Origin of the sequence: Streptomyces sp. NPDC005728, assembly GCF_040630895.1 — a bacterium.
Taxonomy (GTDB): Bacteria; Actinomycetota; Actinomycetes; order Streptomycetales; family Streptomycetaceae; genus Streptomyces.
The window spans coordinates 1-19,240 of sequence record NZ_JBEXYL010000020.1; the positions used below are offsets into that span (position 1 = coordinate 1).

The following is a 19,240-nucleotide window of genomic DNA, read 5'->3' on the forward strand; positions in this document are numbered from 1 at the left end:
GCCGAGGACGGCGGCCTTGGTCTGCAGCAGGTCCTGGGTGGTCTCCACGAGCAGCGCGTCGGAGCCGCCGGTGACCAGGCCCTCGGCGTTGCGCTGGTAGGCGTCGCGCAGGGTGGTGTAGGGGGCGTGGCCGAGGGTGGGCAGCTTGGTGCCGGGGCCCATGGAACCCAGCACCCAGCGGGGGCGACCGTCCTCGGCGGTGAACCCGTCGGCGACCTCGCGGGCCACACGGGCGCCCGCCTCCGACAGTTCGTGGACGCGGTCGGCGATGTCGTACTCGCCGAGCGCGGAGTGGTTGGCCCCGAAGGTGTTGGTCTCGACGCAGTCGACGCCCACGGCGAAGTACGCCTCGTGGACGGAGCGGACGATGTCGGGGCGAGTGAGGTTGAGAATCTCGTTGCAGCCCTCGAGATTCTCGAAGTCCTCGAGCGTCGGGTCCTGTGCCTGGAGCATGGTGCCCATCGCTCCGTCGGCGACCACCACACGGGTGGCGAGCGCCTCTCGGAGCGCGGACACACGGGTCCGGCTGTCGGCGGAAGGGGTCGTTGGCAACGAGGCCATGAAGGGGCTCCCTGGGATGCGACGGCTGTCGGCTATGCGTCTTGCCCGGCGGGGCCGGTCAAGGGCACGGCGTCAGAGTAACCGGGAGTGAGCTTGGATGGGCAGAGGCGTCCACGAGGCGGACTCGAGCCGCCGACCCGGATGGCCGAGCCGCCACGCGCAGGTCACCGGAGATGTAACAGGTGTCGACCGATTATTAGCGAGAGGTCGACGTCGACCGGTAGTGTTCGACATTGCCGAACGCTGTTGACGATGGTGTACGGCAGTACCTGGCAGGGCCGGCAGTACCCGCCGACGACTGCCGACATTCGAAGAGGACGGAGGCAGGACGGCGATGGCACGGAACATCCAGTCGCTCGAACGGGCGGCCGCGATGCTGCGGCTGCTCGCGGGCGGCGAGCGACGGCTCGGCCTGTCGGACATCGCCTCGTCGCTGGGTCTCGCCAAGGGCACGGCCCACGGCATCCTGCGCACCCTCCAGCAGGAGGGGTTCGTCGAACAGGACGATGCCTCCGGCCGCTACCAGCTGGGCGCCGAACTGCTGCGTCTCGGCACCACCTACCTGGATGTGCACGAGCTGCGGGCGCGGGCCCTGGTGTGGGCCGACGACCTGGCCCGCTCCAGCGGGGAGAGCGTATACCTGGGCGTCCTGCACCAGCAGGGCGTCCTGATCGTGCACCACGTCTTCCGGCCCGACGACAGCCGGCAGGTGCTGGAGATAGGGGCCATGCAGCCGCTGCACTCCACGGCCCTGGGCAAGGTGCTGTCGGCGTACGACCCGGTGGCGCACAGCGAGGCCCTGGAGGCCGACCGCAAACCCTTCACGGACCGCACGGTGTGCGGCCAGGAGGAGTTCGAGCAGCTCCTCGACATCACGCGCGCGCGTGGGTACGCGGCGGACGTGGAGGAGACCTGGGAGGGCGTGGCCTCGGTCGCAGCCCCCATCCACGACCGGCGCCGCATGCCCGTGGGCGCGGTCGGCATCACGGGCGCCGTGGAACGGCTCGGCCGGGACGGCGAAGTGCGCCCCGAACTGATCGCGGCGGTGCGGGACTGCGCCCGCGCAGTCTCCCGCGATCTGGGCGCGGGACGTTTCTGAGCGGCGGCCGATCCGCCGCTGACCAGCAGGTGACCCACCGGAGGACGACCGGGACGCGAAGCGGCGTTCCGGTTCTCGCCCTACCCTGAAATGGACATAACGGGCGACACGGTACGTCAGCACACGAAGAGCGATATCCAACGGCGATCAGTAACGATCCTGTTTTCGATAACAGAACCCTTGACGCATGCGTAACGCCGAAGCAAGACTCCCGTCCATCGGTCGGCATTGTCGAACACCTACCGGCAATACGCGCTAGAGTGTGACAACGCCAAGGACCGGAATCGCTCTCACCCCCGAGGGCGCCAGAACCCCCGGCGGGACCCGGGGTTCGGCTTCCCTGGACGAAGGACAAAGGAGTCGCGGGTGTCCAGCTCCGACATCTTCATCGGCGAGACCATCGGTACCGCCATACTCATCCTGCTCGGTGGCGGCGTCTGCGCCGCCGTCACACTGAAGGCCTCCAAGGCCCGTAACGCCGGTTGGCTCGCCATCACCTTCGGGTGGGGCTTCGCCGTACTGACGGCCGTCTACACCTCGGCGCCGCTCTCCGGCGCCCACCTGAACCCGGCCGTGACGCTCGCGCTCGCGATCAAGGACAAGGACTTCAGCAACCTCCCCACGTACTGGGGCGGCCAGCTGCTCGGCGCCATGATCGGCGCGGCCCTGGTCTGGGTCGCCTACTACGGCCAGTTCCACGCGCACCTCACCGACAAGGAGATCGTCGGCGGTCCGGGCGCGCAGGCCACGGCGGCCAAGGCCGTCGAGGCCCAGGAGAAGGGCGCCGGCCCGGTCCTGGGCGTCTTCTCCACCGGTCCGGAGATCCGGAACGTGGTGCAGAACCTCCTCACCGAGATCATCGGCACCGTGGTGCTGGTGCTCGCCGTCCTCACGCAGGGCCTGAACGACAAGGGCAACGGCCTGGGCACCCTGGGCGCCCTCATCACCTCACTGGTCGTCGTCTCCATCGGTCTCTCGCTCGGCGGCCCCACGGGCTACGCGATCAACCCGGCCCGTGACCTGGGTCCGCGCATCGTGCACGCCCTGCTGCCGCTGCCCAACAAGGGCGGCTCCGACTGGAGCTACGCCTGGATCCCGGTGGTCGGTCCGCTGATCGGCGGCGCGATCGCTGCAGGCATCTACAACGTCGCCTTCGCTTAGGAAGCACCGAGTCTTCGAGCACGCGCCGTACGTACAGCCCCATCACCACGGATCTTTCAGGAGCACACAGTGACCGACGCCCACACCGCAGGCCCGTTCATCGCGGCCATCGACCAGGGCACGACCTCCTCGCGCTGCATCGTCTTCGACCGGGACGGCCGTATCGTCTCCGTCGACCAGAAGGAGCACGAGCAGATCTTCCCGAAGCCGGGCTGGGTCGAGCACAACGCCAACGAGATCTGGACCAACGTCCAGGAGGTCGTCGCCGGGGCCATCCAGAAGGCCGGCATCACCCGCGACGACATCAAGGCCATCGGCATCACCAACCAGCGCGAGACCACCGTGCTGTGGGACAAGAACACCGGTGAGCCCGTCCACAACGCCCTTGTCTGGCAGGACACCCGCACCGACGGGCTCTGCAGGGAGCTCGGCCGCAACGTCGGCCAGGACCGCTTCCGCCGCGAGACCGGCCTGCCGCTGGCGTCCTACTTCTCCGGGCCCAAGGCCCGCTGGCTGCTCGACAACGTCGAGGGCCTGCGTGAGCGCGCCGAGGCGGGCGACATCCTCTTCGGCACCATGGACACCTGGGTCATCTGGAACCTGACCGGCGGTGTCAACGGCGGCAAGCACGTCACCGACGTCACCAACGCCTCCCGCACCCTTCTCATGAACCTGCACACGATGCAGTGGGACGAGAAGATCGCCGAGTCGATCGGCGTGCCGCTGCAGATCCTGCCCGAGATCCGGTCCTCCGCCGAGGTCTACGGCGAGGTCACCGGCGGCAAGCTGGGCGACGTGCTCGGCGGCATCCCGGTCGCCTCCGCGCTCGGCGACCAGCAGGCGGCCCTGTTCGGCCAGACCTGTTTCTCCGAGGGCGAGACCAAGTCCACCTACGGCACCGGCACCTTCATGGTGATGAACACCGGTGACAAGATCATCAACTCCTACGCGGGCCTGCTGACCACGGTCGGCTACAAGATCGGTGACCAGCCGACGGTCTTCGCGCTGGAGGGCTCGATCGCTGTCACCGGCTCGCTGGTGCAGTGGATGCGCGACCAGATGGGCCTGATCTCGACCGCCGCCGAGATCGAGACGCTCGCGCTCTCGGTCGAGGACAACGGCGGTGCCTACTTCGTACCGGCCTTCTCCGGCCTGTTCGCCCCGCACTGGCGCTCCGACGCCCGCGGTGTGATCGCCGGTCTGACCCGGTACGTCACCAAGGCGCACCTCGCGCGCGCCGTTCTGGAGGCGACCGCCTGGCAGACGCGGGAAATCGCCGACGCCATGGTCAAGGACTCCGGCGACGAGCTGGTGGCCCTGAAGGTCGACGGCGGCATGACCTCCAACAACCTGCTGATGCAGACCCTCTCGGATGTCCTGGACGCACCGGTGGTGCGCCCGATGGTCGCCGAGACCACCTGCCTCGGCGCCGCCTACGCCGCCGGTCTCGCCGTCGGCTTCTGGTCCAGCACCGACGAACTGCGCGCCAACTGGCGCCGGGCCGCGGAGTGGACCCCGAACATGGACGCGGACACCCGCGACCGTGAGTACAAGAACTGGCTCAAGGCCGTCGACCGGACCATGGGCTGGATCGAGGACGAGGACTGAGCGGCCCGTACCGCTCAGACAGCTCTGACGAGGAGTAAGTACCCGACATGACCAGTCAGTCCACCCTGAAGTCCGTGCCTGCCCTGGGGACGCACCCGTCCTCCGGCTCCAACCCGAGCCGGGCCGAGACCAGGGAGCAGCTCTCCAAGGCGTCGTACGACCTTCTTGTGATCGGCGGCGGCATCCTGGGCATCTCCACCGCCTGGCACGCCGCGCAGTCCGGGCTCAGGGTGGCGCTGGTCGACGCCGGCGACTTCGCCGGCGCCACCTCCTCCGCCTCCTCCAAGCTGCTCCACGGCGGTCTGCGCTACCTGCAGACCGGCGCGGTGAAGCTGGTGGCGGAGAACCACTTCGAGCGCCGTGCGGTCTCCCGCCAGGTGGCCCCCCACCTGGCGAACCCGCTCACCTTCTACCTCCCCGTGTACAAGGGCGGGCCGCACGGCGCGGCGAAGCTCGGCGCGGGCGTCTTCGCCTACTCCGCGCTCTCCGCGTTCGGTGACGGCGTCGGCCACCTGCTCAGCCCCGCGAAGGCCGCGCAGGACGTGCCCGAGCTGCGCACCGAGAACCTCAAGGCCGTGGCCGTGTACGGCGACGACCAGATGAACGACGCACGCATGGCGCTGATGACGGTCCGTGCGGCCGTCGAGGCGGGCGCGGTCGTCCTCAACCACGCCGAGGTCACCGGCCTGCGCTTCACCAAGGGCCGGGTGACGGGTGCCGACCTGAAGGACCGGACGTCCGGCGACGAGTTCGGCGTCAACGCCCGTCTCGTCCTGAACGCGACCGGCCCCTGGGTCGACCACCTGCGCCGGTTGGAGGACCCGAACGCGGCGCCGTCCATCCGCCTGTCCAAGGGCGCGCACCTGGTACTGAAGCGCACCGCCCCGTGGAAGGCCGCGCTGGCGACCCCCATCGACAAGTACCGGATCACCTTCGCCCTCCCCTGGGAGGACATGCTGCTGCTCGGCACCACCGACGAGGAGTACGAGGGCGACCCGGCGGACGTCGCGGTCAACGAGAAGGACATAGCCCAGATCCTGGACGAGGCCGCGTTCTCCGTCCGGGACCAGCAGCTCCACCGCGACCTGATCACCTACGCCTTCGCCGGCCTGCGCGTGCTGCCGGGCGGCCCCGGTGACACGGCCAAGGCCAAGCGCGAGACCGTCGTCACCGAGGGCCGGGGCGGCATGCTGTCCATCGCGGGCGGCAAGTGGACCACCTTCCGGCACATCGGCCGTACCGTGATGCAGAAGCTGGAGGAGCTGCCGGGCCACCCGCTCGGTGACGACTTCGAGCCGATCTCCTCGCTGCCGAAGAAGCTGCCGCTGCCCGGCGTCGCCAACCCGCGCGCGGTCGCCCACCGCCTCCTGGTGGACCACCCGGCACCGGGCCCGCGCATGGCCGCCGACACGGCCAAGCACCTGGCCACCCACTACGGTTCGCTGGCCTTCGACATCGCCCGCATCGCGAACGAGAGCCCGGAGCTGGCCGAGCGCGTCCACCCCGACGCCCCGGAGATCTGGGCGCAGGTCGTCTGGGCCCGCGACCACGAGTGGGCCGAGACGGTGGACGACGTGCTGCGCCGTCGGACGACGCTGACCATCCGGGGCCTGGCCACGGACGAGGTGCGCGACAAGGTCCAGGGCGTGCTCGACAAGAAGTAGACCCGCTGCCGGCCCCTACTCCCCCCGACCGGGGTCGCCGGCGTTGAGGGACGGCCCCATCCGCACCGGGGCCGGACCGTGCGAGAGGGGCGGCCCCACGCCGATGGGGCCGCCCCTCTCGTGCGTCCCGCTTGTCGGTGACGGCTGATGTCCGCACCATGTCGTGCCCGCATAATGTGGCTGAGACATCCGATGTCTCAGCGCAGTGCGGGCGACAGGGAGGGCCGGTCATGGCAGTCACCGACGAGGCGATCGAGAAGATCAAGGACATGATCGTCTCCGGTGCCCTCCGCCCGGGCGACCGGCTGCCGAAGGAGAGCGAACTCGCCGCCGAGCTGGGCCTGTCCCGCAACTCCCTGCGGGAGGCCGTACGCGCCCTGTCGCTGATCCGGATCCTGGATGTGCGGCAGGGCGACGGCACGTATGTCACCAGCCTCGATCCGCAGTTGCTGCTGGAGGCGATGAGCTTCGTCGTGGACTTCCACCGCGACGACACCGTGCTGGAGTTCCTGGCGGTGCGCCGGATCCTGGAACCGGCCGCGACGGCGCTGGCGGCCGCCCGGATCAGCGAGCAGCAACTGGACGCGCTGTCGGCCCAGTTGGACGCGCTCGGAGCCGCGCCCTCGGTGGAGGAACTGGTCGCCTGCGACCTGGAGTTCCACCGGGGCATCGTGCAGAGCGCGGGCAACTCGGTGCTGTGCTCGCTGCTGGACGGCCTGTCGGGACCGACCACGCGGGCCCGGATCTGGCGGGGGCTCACCCAGGAGGACGCGGTCGTCCGCACCCTGCGCGAGCACCGGGCGATCCTCGCCGCGCTGCGCGACCGGGACGCGGAGGCGGCCCGCTCCTGGGCCACCGTGCACATCGCGAGCGTGGAGCAGTGGCTGCGCAGCACGCTGTGAAGTGCCCGTGTGCGAGGGGCGGGCTCCGTCTGGACGGAGGGTGTTCCTCGGTGGCGAACGGGGCAGTGATCCGTGCATCCCCCGGCCCAGGGGGCTGCGGACGCCCCAGCCGGACGCCGTAAGGTTGGGACGTCAGGCGAGGGCACGTCGGAAGGAGGCACTGGGTGATCGAGCTGGAGGGGGTTCCCGAGCTGATCGACCCAGTCATGGTGGCCGCGTTCGAGGGCTGGAACGATGCCGGCGACGCCGCCTCCACGGCGGTCGCGCATCTGGAACGCGAGTGGAAGGGCGAGGTGTTCGCGGCGCTCGACGCCGAGGACTACTACGACTTCCAGGTGAACCGCCCCACGGTGTTCATGGACGGCGGAGTAAGAAAGATCACGTGGCCGACGACAAGGTTGTCGGTGGTCCGGGTCGGCGGCGAGAAGCCGCGCGACCTGGTGCTGGTCCGCGGCATCGAACCGTCCATGCGCTGGCGCTCGTTCTGCAACGAGTTGCTCGGCTTCGCACACGAGCTGGGCGTGGAGCTGGTGGTCATCCTGGGCGCCCTGCTGGGTGACACCCCGCACACGCGTCCGGTGCCGGTCAGCGGGGTCACCTCCGACCCGGACCTGGCCCAGAGCATGGACCTGGAGGAGACCAAGTACGAGGGCCCGACGGGCATCGTCGGCGTCCTGCAGGAGGCGTGCACGCACGCGGGCGTCCCGGCGGTGTCGCTGTGGGCGGCCGTCCCGCACTACGTCTCCCAGCCGCCCAACCCGAAGGCCACGCTGGCGCTGCTGAACCGCCTGGAGGACCTGCTCGACCTGCGCGTCCCGCAGGGCGAGCTGCCCGAGGACGCGCGCGCCTGGCAGGTGGGCGTGGACCAGCTGGCGGCCGAGGACAGCGAGGTCGCGGAGTACGTCCAGACGCTGGAGGAGGCCCGGGACACCGCCGAGCTGCCGGAGGCCTCCGGTGAGGCGATCGCGCGCGAGTTCGAGCGGTATCTGCGGCGCCGGGACGTGAGCCCGCCGGGCGGGCACGCCACGGCGGACGGCGGGGACGCCTCGTACCTGCGGGACGGCCCTGGCGGCAGGAACCGGCCGCCGAAGCCGCCCAGGCCGGGAGCCTCCGGGCCCGCGGAAGGCCTCTCGGAGGGCTCCGCAGAGGGTCCCGGGGAGGATTCCTCCGAGGCCGGCGACGAGGACACCTCGGAGGACTGAGAAGACGCAGCAAGGGGCGGTTCCCTGGTGGGAACCGCCCCTTGTTCGTGCCTTCGGCTACAGCGCCACGCCGAGCAGCGCGTCCACCGCCCGGTTCACGAGACCGGGCGCGCCGATGTCGGTGCCGCCCTCCGCCTCCTGGCGGGCCGCCCAGCGGTCCACCGCGGCCAGTGCGGCGGGCGCGTCCAGGTCCTGGGCCAGCGCCTCGCGGATCTCCTCCACGAGCGCGTCGGCGGACGGGCCGTCGGGCCGGGAGACGGCCGCGCGCCAGCGGCCGAGGCGGTCGACCGCGTCCTGGAGCACCTGGTCGGTCCACTCCCAGTCGGCGCGGTAGTGGTGGGCGAGCAGGGACAGCCGGACGGCGGCCGGGTCGACGCCGTCCCGGCGCAGCTTGGAGACGAAGACGAGGTTGCCCTTGGACTTGGACATCTTCTCGCCGTGCAGGGCGACCATGCCGGCGTGCACGTACGCCTTGGCCATGGGGAACTCGCCGGTGAGCACCTGGGCGTGCGAGGCGCCCATCTCGTGGTGCGGGAAGGCCAGGTCGGAACCACCGCCCTGGACGTCGAAGCCCATGCCGAGGTGGTCCAGGGCAATGGCCACGCACTCGATGTGCCAGCCGGGCCGGCCACGGCCGAGCGAGCCGCCGTCCCAGCTGGGCTCGCCCTCGCGGGCGGCCATCCACAGCATCGGGTCGACCGGGTTCTTCTTGCCCGGACGGTCCGGGTCACCGCCCCGCTCGGCGGACAGCAGCCGCATCGCGGCCGCGTCGAGGTTCGAGACCTGGCCGAAGTGCGGGTCGGACTCGACGGAGAAGTAGATGTCGCCCTCCAGCTCGTAGGCCGCGCCGAGGTCGCGCAGCCGCTCCACGAGCGGGACGATGCCGGGTATCGCCTCGACGGCGCCTATGTAGTGCTGCGGCGGGAGCATCCGCAGGGCGGTCATGTCCTCGCGGAAGAGAGCCGTCTCCTTCTCGGCGAGGGCGACCCAGTCGATGCCGTCCCGCTCCGCGCGCTGCAGCAGCGGATCGTCGACGTCGGTGACGTTCTGGACGTAGTGAACCTGCCGCTTGGTGTCGAGCCACACGCGCTGCACGAGGTCGAACGCGTTGTAGGTCGCCGCGTGACCCATGTGGGTCGCGTCGTACGGCGTGATGCCGCAGACGTAGATACGGGCGACAGGACCGGGGTCGAGGGCCACCAGACCGCCGGTCGCGGTGTCGTGGATCCTCAGGTCGCGGCCCTGACCAGGCAGGGCGGGGACCTCGGAAGCGGGCCAGGCATGCATGTACATGAGCCTAACCGGCCACGAGCTGCGCATACGAACGGGATCAAGCTGGATGGCCGGTTGTGCGTTCTTGTATCTCGGCCTCCGATGTGCTCACACCGGTGGCCACGGGATCGCCGGCCACTCCCCGCCCGGCTCCGGATGCCGTCCGGAGGCGAGCAGCGCGTCGACCCGCGCGCGCGTGGCGTCGATCTCGGCCGAGGTGATCAGTCCGCCCAGCCGCACGGCCAGCTCCCCGCCCTCGGCAAGGGTCTTCCTCAGCCCTTTGAGCACCTCGACGGCGTCCGGGGCGAGGGGTTCCCCGGCCCAGCCCCACAGCAGCGTGCGCAGCTTGTCCTCGACGTTGAAGGTGACCCCGTGGTCGATGCCGTAGAGCCGGCCGTCCGTGGTGGGCAGCAGGTGGCCGCCCTTCCGGTCGGCGTTGTTGATCACGGCGTCCAGGACGGCGAGCCGGCGCAGCCGCTCGTCGTCGGCGTGCACGAGCAGCGCGGTGCGCCCCTCGCCGACCTCGGCGAAGCCGATCGCCTTCCAGCCGGGTTCCGGCTCCTCGCCGTCCACCAGGGCGAGCAGCTCGGACTCGGCGCTGACGTCGATCCACAGCTGGCACATGCCCTCGCCGTAAGGGCCGTCGCGCAGCACGGTCGGAGGCACGAGCCCCCAGCCGGTGGCCTCGGAGACCTCGTAGGCGGCCACCTCGCGGCCGGCGAGGGTGCCGTCGGGAAAGTCCCACAGCGGACGCTCCCCGGCCACAGGCTTGTACACACAGGAGGCTTCGCGGCCGTCGTACGCGATCGTGCAGAACAGCGCCGCATTGGACGCCTCGCGGATCCGGCCGCGCACGGACAGCTCACCGCGCGCGAGCAGCTCGGCGGCGTTCGGGTCGGCCGTCACGCTCCGCGGCGGTATCCGTTCTGGCGCGGACATACGTGTCCTTCCGGATCGAGCGGGAGGCTGCACAGCGGGCACGGCGGCCGCCCGGCGTTGACGACGTCCAGGGCACGCCTGGCGAAGGCCCTGGCCTGCGCGCCGGTCAGCCGGACCCGCAGCATCGGGGGCCCGTTCTCCTCGTCCTGGAGCAGGCGCTCCTCGGCCTCGGCGAGGTCCTCCTCGGTGTCGGCGTCCAGCTCCACGAGGGCCTGCGCCTCCACGATCATGCGCTGCTCCTCGCCGTCCCAGGCGAGGGCCATGGTGCCGACCCGGAACTCCTCCTCGATGGGGGTGTCGAGCGGGGCGCTGTCGGAGATCTCCGTGGGTGCCATGGCAGGGACGGCTGCGCTGCCGCCACTGCGCCGTACGACCTCGTCCAGCAGCTCGTCCATGCGCTCGGCGAGTGCGGCGACCTGGGTCTTCTCCAGAGCCACGCTGGTCACCCGGGGGCCTGCGGTGGCCTGGAGGAAGAACGTACGGCGTCCGGGCAGCCCGACCGTGCCGGCCACGAAGCGGTCCGGCGGATCGTAGAGGAACACCTGACGGGACACGTCCTGTCTCCATTGGATTCGAGAGTTACGGCAGTGCGGGCCGAGCGGGAGGGCGACTGTGCGGATCGCTTCACCCTACTGCGGCGAACGATCACGGTGCGCCCGCACCGCCACCGACCGGTGCGTCTTCGTCCGGAGGTTCTTCACGCGGGGCAAGAGAGGCGAAATCGCCGGTGTCGCCGAGGCGAACGAGAAACGGCCTGAGTCGGGTGTAACGGATCACGGTGACGGAACACGGTTCCACGGAGATCCGCTGGAAGAGGTCGAGGTGAAGTCCGAGGGCGTCCGCGACGAGCGACTTGATGATGTCGCCGTGCGAGCACATGAGGTAGACGGCGTCGGCGCCGTGGTCGCGCTCCACGCGCGCGTTCCACTCGCGTACGGCCTCGGCGGCGCGGGTCTGCATGGCCCGCATGGACTCGCCGCCGGGGAAGGCGGCGGCCGACGGGTGCGCCTGGACGACCTCCATCAGCGGCTCGTCCTTCAGCTCGGCGAGCTTGCGACCCGACCAGTCGCCGTAGTGGCACTCCCCGATGCGTTCGTCGGTGTGGGCGCGCAGCCCGGGACGGGCGTCGAGGAGCGGCCGTACGGTCTCCTGGCAGCGCTGCAGGGGGCTTGCGACGACCTCCGAGATGGGCAGCCCCTCGAGGCGGCCGGGCAGCGCGGCGGCCTGTGCGGCCCCCCGCTCGTCCAGGGCGACGCCTGGCGTCCACCCGGCGAGCACACCCGAAGTGTTGGCGGTCGACCGTCCGTGCCTGACGAGGATCAGCGTGGGCATGCCGCCCAGCGTAAGCGCATCACGACATGCGTCGGCGGGCGGGCGAGGGGAGAATGCGCTCCGTGATCGTGGACTGCGCCGTGTACCGGGACGGGCACCGCTTCGAGGGCCCGGAGGACCTGTCCGACGCCCTCGACGAGGCCCGGGCGGCGGGCGGGTTCGTGTGGATCGGGCTGTACGAGCCGTCGGAGCGGGAGTTCGACCTGGTCACCCATGAGTTCGCGCTGCATCCGCTGGCGGTCGAGGACGCCCTGAAGGCGCACCAGCGGCCCAAGCTGGAGGTGTACGACGACTCGCTGTTCATGGTCCTCAAGCCGGTGGTGTACGAGCCCCGGAGCGACGCCGTCTCGGCCGGCGAGGTCATGGCCTTCATCGGCGAAGGCTTCGTCGTGACCGTCCGGCACGGCGAGGGCTCGCCGCTCGCCGCCGTACGGCACCGACTGGAGGAGGACCCGGAGATGCTGGCCAAGGGCCCCACCGCGGTGCTGTACGCGATCGCCGACGCCACCGTCGACCACTACCTGGATGTGGCGACGGAGCTGCAGACGGACCTGGAGGAACTGGAGGCCGAGGTGTTCCAGCCGGACCGCGGCGGCACCCGCCACACCGCCTCCCGGATCTACACCTTCAAGCGGCAGATCCTGGAGTTCCGGCGGGCCACCGTGCCACTGGCGGTGCCGCTGACCCGGCTGGCGGGTACCGGCCAGCTCGGCATCGGGGTGCCCTTCGTGCACGAGAAGGCGCGGCCGTTCTTCCGGGACGTGAATGACCACCTCGCGCGCGTGAACGAGTCCGTGGAGGGCCTGGACCGGCTGGTGTCGGACATCCTGTCGGCGCATCTGGCGCAGATGAGCGTGCGCCAGAACAACGACATGCGGAAGATCTCGGCCTGGGCGGCGATGGCCGCGGTCCCCACGATGATCGCGGGCATCTACGGCATGAACTTCGACCACATGCCCGAGCTGCACTGGCTGTGGTCCTACCCGGCGGTGATCCTGGTGCTGGCAGCCCTGGAGGTGCTGCTGTACCAGACGTTCAAGCGGCGCGGCTGGCTGTGAGCGGGGCTCAGGCGAACTCGGGGGCGGGGGTGGCGGGTCCGCCGAGGGCGTTGCGGCGCTCGGGCATGCGCAGGGTCACCATGCGGCGCCAGCCGCCGAGGCGCTCGTAGGCGTACACGGCGTGGATACCGACCAGGAGGAGGGCCGACCTGGCCGCGTGCCAGCCGAGGATGCGGCCCATGTGGGCCATGACCGCGAGGCTGACGTCCCGGTGGATCCGGATCTCGGTGAGCGCGCAGTCGTGCAGGGTGCGCTGGATGAGCCGGCCGTGCCCGGCGGCGGCGAAGCGCAGGAGTTCCTCGTGGGTGTAGGCGAGGTGGTTGTCCTCGTCGCGCGAGATCATCCGTACGGCCTTGCCGACGTCGGGATCGGCGGCGAAGTACCTGCGGAGCATCACCATCTGGTCGGCGGCGCGCTGTTCGGTTACCCGGCTGTGAGAGAGGTAGACGATGATGTCCCGCACGGTGAGCGGCTCGTCCCGCCTGAGCTTGTCGTGTGCGAGACCGATGCCCGCGCGCTCCAGGAGCATCGTGTAGTCGGTCTCGGGCGGGACGCGAACCGGGGCGAGGCCGCGCTTCTTCATCAGGGCGTTGAAGATGCGGCCGTGCTTGTCCTCGTCGGCGCCGTGGCGGGCGATCTTGGGGGCCAGCGCACGTTCGCTCTGCGGTACCAGCGCGGCGATCCGGCCGTTCTCCCAGCCGCCCTGGGACTCCCCGCTGGCGGCGATGGAGCAGAAGAGCCGGAAGGACTCGTCGTTGTCGAGGATCTCCAGGAACAGACTCTTGGCCGACAGCATGGAAGACACCTCTCTACAGGGTTCCGCAAAGAACGAGTCAAATGCGGACAGAGAGGAGCCGCAACAGCTGTGCGGGCCGACTCGGCCGAAAGGCGGAGCGCCGGGGTCGTAACCGCGCGGCGCCCGGCGCGTTGTTCCCCGTGACGGCCGTGGCGGGGAAGACCCCCGAGCCCCCACCACGGCCGCTGAAAATCCCTCCGCCGCTAGGCGAGCCCTGCGCGCTCCAGGGCCTCGGTACCGGCCCGCAGGGAGGCGAGCCGCTCGTCGAGGGTGAAACCGGCGGGGGCGAGGCTGAGGGTGGTGACCCCGGCAGCGGCGTAGGCCTTCATCCGGTCGGCGATGCGGTCCACCGAACCGAGCAGCGTGGTCCGGTCGATGAGGTCCTGCGGGACCGCGGCAGCGGCGCCCTGCTTGTCGCCGGACAGGTACTTCTCCTGGATCTCGGCGGCCTCCTTCTCGTATCCCATGCGCCGGGCGAGCTGGTTGTAGAAGTTCTGCTTGAAGCTGCCCATGCCGCCCACGTACAGGGCGGTGTAGGGGCGGAAGGTGTCGGCCAGCCGGGCCACGTCCTTGTCGTCGCCTACGGCGAGCGGCAGCGTCGGGCAGATGTCGAACCCGTCGAGGGTCTTGCCCGCCTTCTCCCGGCCCGCGCGCAGGTACGTGAGGGTGGTGTCCTCGAGGTGCTCGGCGGACGGGAAGATCAGCAGCGCCCCGTCGGCGATCTCGCCGGTCTGCTCCAGGTTCTTCGGGCCGATGGCGGCGATGTACAGCGGGATGTGCTCGCGCTGCGGGTGCACGGTCAGCTTGATCGGCTTGCCCGGACCGCCGGGCAGCGGCAGCGTCCAGTGCTCGCCCTCGTACGACAGACGCTCGCGCGTCATCGCCTTCCGCACGATCTCCACGTACTCGCGCGTGCGTGCCAGCGGCTTGTCGAACTTGACGCCGTACCAGCCCTCGGAGACCTGCGGCCCGGAGACGCCGAGGCCGAGCCGGAAGCGGCCCTTGGAGAGCGAGTCGAGCGTCGCCGCCGTCATGGCGGTCATCGCCGGCTGCCGGGCCGGAATCTGGAAGATGGCCGAGCCGACGTCGATGCGTTCGGTCTGCGCGGCTACCCAGCTGAGCACCGTGGCCGCGTCGGAGCCGTACGCCTCGGCGGCCCAGCACACGGAGTACCCCAGTCGCTCGGCCTCCTGTGCCACGGCGAGATTGTCCGCGTCCATCCCGGCGCCCCAGTAGCCGAGGTTGATCCCGAGCTGCATGACCGAATCCCCTTACCCATGAGTAACGTCCCTTGGCGGAGACCTTAGCGCGGGCCCGGGCCGACGGGCAGAGCATGGCCGGGACGGAGGTCGGCAGCCCGGTCCCTTCCTGTGAAATCAAGTTATCCACAGGCAACCCACGTCACCAGTTCTGGCCAGTAATCTCGCGCACATGGAGCAGAGGCATCTCGGCCGCACAGGCCTGCGCGTGTCCCGGATCGGACTCGGCACCCTCACCTGGGGCCGGGACACCGACGAGCACGACGCAGCGGACATGCTGAAGGCGTTCTGGGAGGCCGGCGGAACACTCGTCGACACCGCGGACGTGTACGGCGACGGGGAGGCGGAGTATCTGCTCGGACGGCTCATAGAGGGCCTGGTGCCGCGCCGGGACCTGGTGATCTCCACCAAGGCGGGCAGCGTCCCCGACCCCGACCGCCGCTTCGACGGCTCCCGCGGCCATCTGCTCGCCGCCCTGGACGCCTCCCTGGCCCGGCTCGGCACCGACCACGTCGACGTGTGGCACATCCACGCCTTCGACCCCGACACCCCGCTGGAGGAGACGCTCCAGGCCCTCGACCTGGCGGTGAGCAGCGGCCGCGCCCGGTACGCGGGAGTCTCCAACTTCTGCGGCTGGCAGCTCGCCAAGGCGGCCACCTGGCAGCTCGCCGCGCCGGGCACCCGCACCCGGCTGGCCAGCACGCAACTGGAGTACTCGCTGCTCCAGCGGGGCGTCGAGCGTGAGGTGCTGCCCGCCGCGCTCGACCTGGGCGTCGGTCTGCTGCCCTCCTCCCCGCTGGGCCGCGGAGTGCTGACCGGCAAGTACCGCCACACCACTCCCCCGGATTCGCGTGGCGCCTCCGAGCACCTCGCGCCCTTCGTCGAGCCGTACCTGGACGACACGGCGACCCGGATCGTCGACGCGGTGACGACGGCCGCCGACGGGCTCGCGGTCACCCCGCTCCAGGTGGCCCTCGCCTGGGTCCGGGACCGGCCCGGGGTGGCCGCCCCGATCGTCGGCGCACGCAACGCGCAGCAGCTCACGGCCGCATTGTCAGTGGAGGCGCTTAGTCTTCCTGACGAGATCTGCCGGGCGCTCGACGACGTGTCGGCGCCCCTGCACCGCTATCCCGATCACGACTGGAGCACGCTGTGAGCACGGAGCCGGAGACCACGGCGGAAACCGGGCCGGGCACCCCGGAGCACCCGGAGACCCCCGAGCAGGACACGGCGGCTGCCGACAGCCGTGAGCCCGCCGGTGCCGGGACCGCCGACGGTGCAGCCGTGCCCGAGAAGTCCGAGGCGGAGGCCGAGCTGGCCGCGCAGCGTGTCGAGCGGGAGCGGATCGAGCGGCGCAAGGCCGAGAAGCAGGGGCCCGTCGAGAGCGGCGCCGGGCTGAGCGGCAAGGCGGCCGACCTGCTCGCCGCGGTCCGGGCGGTGGAGAGCGGTGCCAAGCCCGTCGCCACGGTGGTCGCCGAGCCCGAGCCCGCCCCGCTCCGCCTCACCCCGGAGCCCGAGCGCCGGCCGCAGCCCGTCCCGGCCACCGCCGCGCCCGGCGCCCTCACGGCGGAGGCCGTCGAGGCCGTGCGCCGTGTGCTGGGCGAGGGCGGCGCACCCGAGTCGCTCGCGCCCCAGGCGGCGGCCGCCCTCGGCGAGGGCGCCGACACCGTGCTCCGGGAGGACCCCTGGCAGCTGCTCCGGATCGGCGGTGTGCGGCCGGAGCAGGCCGACGGCTTCGCCCGGGCCCTGCTCGGCGCGGACTGCGGCCCGGACGACGAACGCCGGGGCCGCGCGGTGACCGTCTGGCTGCTGGAGCAGGCGGCGCTGGCCGGGCACACCGCGCTGGAACTGCCGGCGCTCACCACGGCCCTGGCCCAGCGAGGCGTGCCCGACCCGGACGCGGCCGTGCAGAGCACGCTCGCCGAGGGCGAGGCGCTGGTCTTCCAGGACGCCCTGGACGAACCCGGGGCTCCCGCGCCGCAGGACACCGCCGACGCCGAGGAGGGCGAGGGGGAGGAGCGCCCCGTGCGCGTCCTCGTCGGCCTGGAGCAGTACGCACTCGCCGAGGAGAGCCTCGCCGACGGTCTGGCCCGCCTCGTCAACTCGCTGTCCAAGGAGGCCGCCGACTCCTGGGAGGCGGTCGCGGCGGGCACGGCAGGCGGTGCCGCCGAGCTGGCCGGCGCGATCGCCGGGCACGGCCTGGTGCTGCACACCGGCGCCGAGGCGGCCCGCGCCGAACCGGCCGCCCTGCTCGGCGCCGCCCGCGCTGCCGGCCTGCGGGCCTTCGCCGTCTGCCACACCCCCGACGGAGGCCGTCGCGTCGCCGCGCTGCTGGGCGAGGAGGAAGCGGAGCCGGCCGCGGGCACGGTGGCCGGGCTGCTCTCCGGCGCCGAGGGCCCCGGCAGGGATGCCGAGGGCGCCCTTGACCTCGACCTGCTGATCGTCCTGGACGCGCCCCAACTCGACGTGGAGAGCGCCGCGATGCTGGTGGAGTCGCTGCCCGACGGCGCCCGGCTGGTGCTCAGCGGTGACCCCGCGGTGCTGTGGTCGGCCGGACCCGGGCGGGTCTTCGCCGATCTGCTCGCGGCCCGCGCCTGCCCGCAGATCGCCTCCCGCACTCCCGACCCCGGCCCGCTCGGCGAGCTGGTCTCCGGCATCGGCATCGGCGAGCTGAACCAGGTCGAGGCGCCCGGCAAGGAGGTCGTCATCGTGCCGGTGCGGGACGCGGGCGAGGCCGTGCACCGGACCGTGCAGTTGGTCGCGGACTCGGTGCCGCGGGCGATCGGTGTCCCGCCCGAGCAGACGGTCGTGATCACCCCGGGCCACGGCGGCGCCGCCGGCACCCGGGCCCTCAACTCCGCCCTGAAGGAGCGCCTCAACCCGGGCCCCGGCCGCTTCGGCGGCTTCGACCCCGGCGACCGGATCGCCTACTCCCCCGCCCCGGGCCGTACGGTGCCGGGCCGGGTGGTGAACGCCGGCACCGACGGGCTGCACCTGGAGTGCGCGGGCGCACGCGTCGTCGTACCGCGGGAGCGGGTGGAGCAGTGTGTACGGCACGGCTGGGCGCTGACCGCGCACCAGGCGGTGGGCGGCCGCTGGCCGGCCGCGGTGGTGGTGCTGCCCGGCGACGCCGCGCAGACGCTCAGCAGGCCCTGGGTGTACACGGCGTTCGGGCGGGCTGAGCGCCATCTGTCGGTGGTGCACGGTGTGGAACAGGCGCTGCCCAAGGCGGTGGCGGAGGTCCTGGCCAAGCCCCGCACGACGCGTCTGCCGACGCTGCTGCGCACGCAGGTCACGTCAGCGGGCTGATCCGCTCATTTCCTTCCGTCGCGGCGATGAGCGCCCGTCGCGGAATCCGGCGGTGCCGTACCGGCCTCAGGCCCCACGGCACCGCCGCCCCGTCTCATCTCTCGGCGTCCAGGGGCTCCAGATCGTCGTCCTCGTCGAGCGTGTCGAGACCGTCCTCATCGATCTCGTCGGCCTCGTCGTCCTCGTCGTCCTCGTCGAAGACCGCGCTGACGTCGAACCGGCACACCACCCGCTGCGGGTCGGCCTGCTCGAACGGTGCCTCCAGCCACTCGCCGGGCTCGGCCGGCTCGTCCGCGGCCGTGACCCAGAGCGTGGAGTCGCCCTCCTCCAGGCCGAACTCCTTGTGCCGAGAGGCGATCTCGTCAGGTTCGAACTCGCCGAACAGGATGCCCAGCGCCCCGTGGACCGTGGCGGCGGCATCCTCGCCCGCGCCTCCGCCGTCCTCGTGCTCCACCGCCTCGACCCGCTGGGCCTGCGCCAGCAACCGCTGGGGTTCCGCCACGGCGTAGTCGCGGCGGATCAGCACGCTGACGGCGTTCGGTTCCTCGGGGCCCGCGTACGGCGGCAGCGAGTCGTCCGCGCCGGGGATCTCGAAGGGCGTGACCTCGTCGTAGCGGTCGTAGAGCAGCTCGTCGTACGCCTCGGCGGCCGCGGCCAGCTGGTTGAACGCCTCGTAGACGGCCGGGTCGTCCTCCCCCGACCGGAGTTCGACCGCCGCCAGGTGGCGATCGAGCGCGGTCTTGATTGCCTCGGCGGCGGCGCGTACCTCGGCAGCGGTGGGCTGCGCAGCATCAGACATAGTGCAGACGCTATCCGTACCGGGCACCAGCCCGCACAATAGATGCGATGCCGGAATACGAATTTGTCGACGTGTACGTACCGCGCGGGGTGTCCCGCAAGGAGGCGACACGTCTGCTGACCGACCATGCCGAGTACGGACACTGGGAGTTGGACCGACTGAGCCTGCTGCGCGACGGCAGCCGCAGGGTGCGGTTGCGCCGACGGATCATCCGCCAGGTGCGGGCCACGTGGTGACACGGGACGCATGAACGGAGCGGGCCCCGCCGTCTCGGCAGGG

Annotated in this window: 18 protein-coding genes; 10 read left to right on the forward strand and 8 right to left on the reverse strand. The window is 71.4% G+C overall.

Annotated features, from left to right (window positions below; all coding sequences use genetic code 11):
• The coding region (locus ABZ471_RS15935) for a homocysteine S-methyltransferase family protein (RefSeq protein ID WP_359066736.1) at positions 1-561 on the reverse strand (561 nt) is incomplete at its 3' end.
• 334 nt (positions 562-895) lie between these two features.
• On the opposite strand from ABZ471_RS15935, the gene ABZ471_RS15940 reads away from it, so the two are divergent.
• The 6 genes from ABZ471_RS15940 (at position 896) to ABZ471_RS15965 (ending at position 8,197) form a co-directional block, all read left to right on the forward strand.
• Entirely contained in the window at positions 896-1,660 is a 765-nt protein-coding gene (locus ABZ471_RS15940) for an IclR family transcriptional regulator (RefSeq protein ID WP_359066738.1), read from the forward strand.
• A 366-nt stretch (positions 1,661-2,026) separates the two neighbouring features.
• Positions 2,027-2,821: an MIP/aquaporin family protein gene (locus ABZ471_RS15945; RefSeq protein WP_359066740.1), complete on the forward strand. Its 795-nt coding sequence runs from the start codon at positions 2,027-2,029 to the stop codon at positions 2,819-2,821.
• A gap of 69 nt (positions 2,822-2,890) precedes the next feature.
• On the forward strand, positions 2,891-4,429 hold the full coding sequence (gene glpK, locus ABZ471_RS15950; RefSeq protein ID WP_359066743.1) for a glycerol kinase GlpK: 1,539 nt from the start codon (positions 2,891-2,893) through the stop codon (positions 4,427-4,429).
• 47 nt (positions 4,430-4,476) lie between these two features.
• Positions 4,477-6,093, forward strand: coding sequence for a glycerol-3-phosphate dehydrogenase/oxidase (locus tag ABZ471_RS15955; protein ID WP_359066745.1), 1,617 nt, complete (start codon positions 4,477-4,479; stop codon positions 6,091-6,093).
• Between the two features lie 230 nt (positions 6,094-6,323).
• Positions 6,324-6,995 (forward strand): FadR/GntR family transcriptional regulator, encoded by a 672-nt coding sequence (locus tag ABZ471_RS15960; RefSeq protein WP_359066748.1) that lies wholly within the window; start codon positions 6,324-6,326, stop codon positions 6,993-6,995.
• Positions 6,996-7,159: 164 nt separating this feature from the next.
• Positions 7,160-8,197 (forward strand): PAC2 family protein, encoded by a 1,038-nt coding sequence (locus ABZ471_RS15965; protein ID WP_359066750.1) that lies wholly within the window; start codon positions 7,160-7,162, stop codon positions 8,195-8,197.
• Positions 8,198-8,254: 57 nt separating this feature from the next.
• Here ABZ471_RS15965 and mshC read toward each other — a convergent pair whose 3' ends face one another.
• From mshC to ABZ471_RS15985, 4 genes are all read right to left on the reverse strand, one after another.
• Positions 8,255-9,484, reverse strand: coding sequence for a cysteine--1-D-myo-inosityl 2-amino-2-deoxy-alpha-D-glucopyranoside ligase (gene mshC / locus ABZ471_RS15970; RefSeq protein ID WP_359066753.1), 1,230 nt, complete (start codon positions 9,482-9,484; stop codon positions 8,255-8,257).
• A 93-nt stretch (positions 9,485-9,577) separates the two neighbouring features.
• Positions 9,578-10,408, reverse strand: a complete 831-nt coding sequence (locus ABZ471_RS15975; protein ID WP_359066755.1) for an SCO1664 family protein — start codon at positions 10,406-10,408, stop codon at positions 9,578-9,580.
• Complete coding sequence (locus ABZ471_RS15980; RefSeq protein ID WP_359066757.1) at positions 10,372-10,962, reverse strand: DUF3090 domain-containing protein; 591 nt, start codon at positions 10,960-10,962, stop codon at positions 10,372-10,374. Before ABZ471_RS15980 ends, ABZ471_RS15975 begins: the two co-directional genes overlap by 37 nt.
• Before the next feature lie 91 nt (positions 10,963-11,053).
• On the reverse strand, positions 11,054-11,740 hold the full coding sequence (locus ABZ471_RS15985; protein WP_359066759.1) for a histidine phosphatase family protein: 687 nt from the start codon (positions 11,738-11,740) through the stop codon (positions 11,054-11,056).
• A gap of 62 nt (positions 11,741-11,802) precedes the next feature.
• Between ABZ471_RS15985 and corA the strand changes: the two genes are divergently transcribed.
• Complete coding sequence (corA, locus tag ABZ471_RS15990; RefSeq protein ID WP_359066761.1) at positions 11,803-12,798, forward strand: magnesium/cobalt transporter CorA; 996 nt, start codon at positions 11,803-11,805, stop codon at positions 12,796-12,798.
• A 7-nt stretch (positions 12,799-12,805) separates the two neighbouring features.
• Here the strand turns inward: corA and ABZ471_RS15995 are convergent, their stop codons facing one another.
• Both ABZ471_RS15995 and ABZ471_RS16000 read right to left on the reverse strand, forming a co-directional pair.
• On the reverse strand, positions 12,806-13,594 hold the full coding sequence (locus ABZ471_RS15995) for a ferritin-like domain-containing protein (protein ID WP_359066763.1): 789 nt from the start codon (positions 13,592-13,594) through the stop codon (positions 12,806-12,808).
• A gap of 203 nt (positions 13,595-13,797) precedes the next feature.
• Positions 13,798-14,853, reverse strand: coding sequence for an LLM class F420-dependent oxidoreductase (locus ABZ471_RS16000; protein WP_359066765.1), 1,056 nt, complete (start codon positions 14,851-14,853; stop codon positions 13,798-13,800).
• A gap of 172 nt (positions 14,854-15,025) precedes the next feature.
• On the opposite strand from ABZ471_RS16000, the gene ABZ471_RS16005 reads away from it, so the two are divergent.
• Both ABZ471_RS16005 and ABZ471_RS16010 read left to right on the forward strand, forming a co-directional pair.
• Complete coding sequence (locus ABZ471_RS16005) at positions 15,026-16,009, forward strand: aldo/keto reductase (RefSeq protein ID WP_359066767.1); 984 nt, start codon at positions 15,026-15,028, stop codon at positions 16,007-16,009.
• The gene (locus ABZ471_RS16010) at positions 16,006-18,162 is read left to right on the forward strand and encodes a helix-hairpin-helix domain-containing protein (RefSeq protein ID WP_359066769.1); all 2,157 of its coding nucleotides are present in this window, start codon (positions 16,006-16,008) and stop codon (positions 18,160-18,162) included. The genes ABZ471_RS16005 and ABZ471_RS16010 overlap by 4 nt, the downstream gene beginning before the upstream one ends.
• 94 nt (positions 18,163-18,256) lie before the next feature.
• Here the strand turns inward: ABZ471_RS16010 and ABZ471_RS16015 are convergent, their stop codons facing one another.
• On the reverse strand, positions 18,257-18,961 hold the full coding sequence (locus tag ABZ471_RS16015) for a hypothetical protein (protein WP_359066771.1): 705 nt from the start codon (positions 18,959-18,961) through the stop codon (positions 18,257-18,259).
• Positions 18,962-19,008: 47 nt separating this feature from the next.
• On the opposite strand from ABZ471_RS16015, the gene ABZ471_RS16020 reads away from it, so the two are divergent.
• Positions 19,009-19,197 carry a DUF5703 family protein gene (locus ABZ471_RS16020; protein WP_014671721.1) on the forward strand — a complete coding sequence of 63 codons (189 nt, stop codon included), beginning with the start codon at positions 19,009-19,011 and terminating at the stop codon, positions 19,195-19,197.
• Positions 19,198-19,240 lie beyond the last annotated feature (43 nt).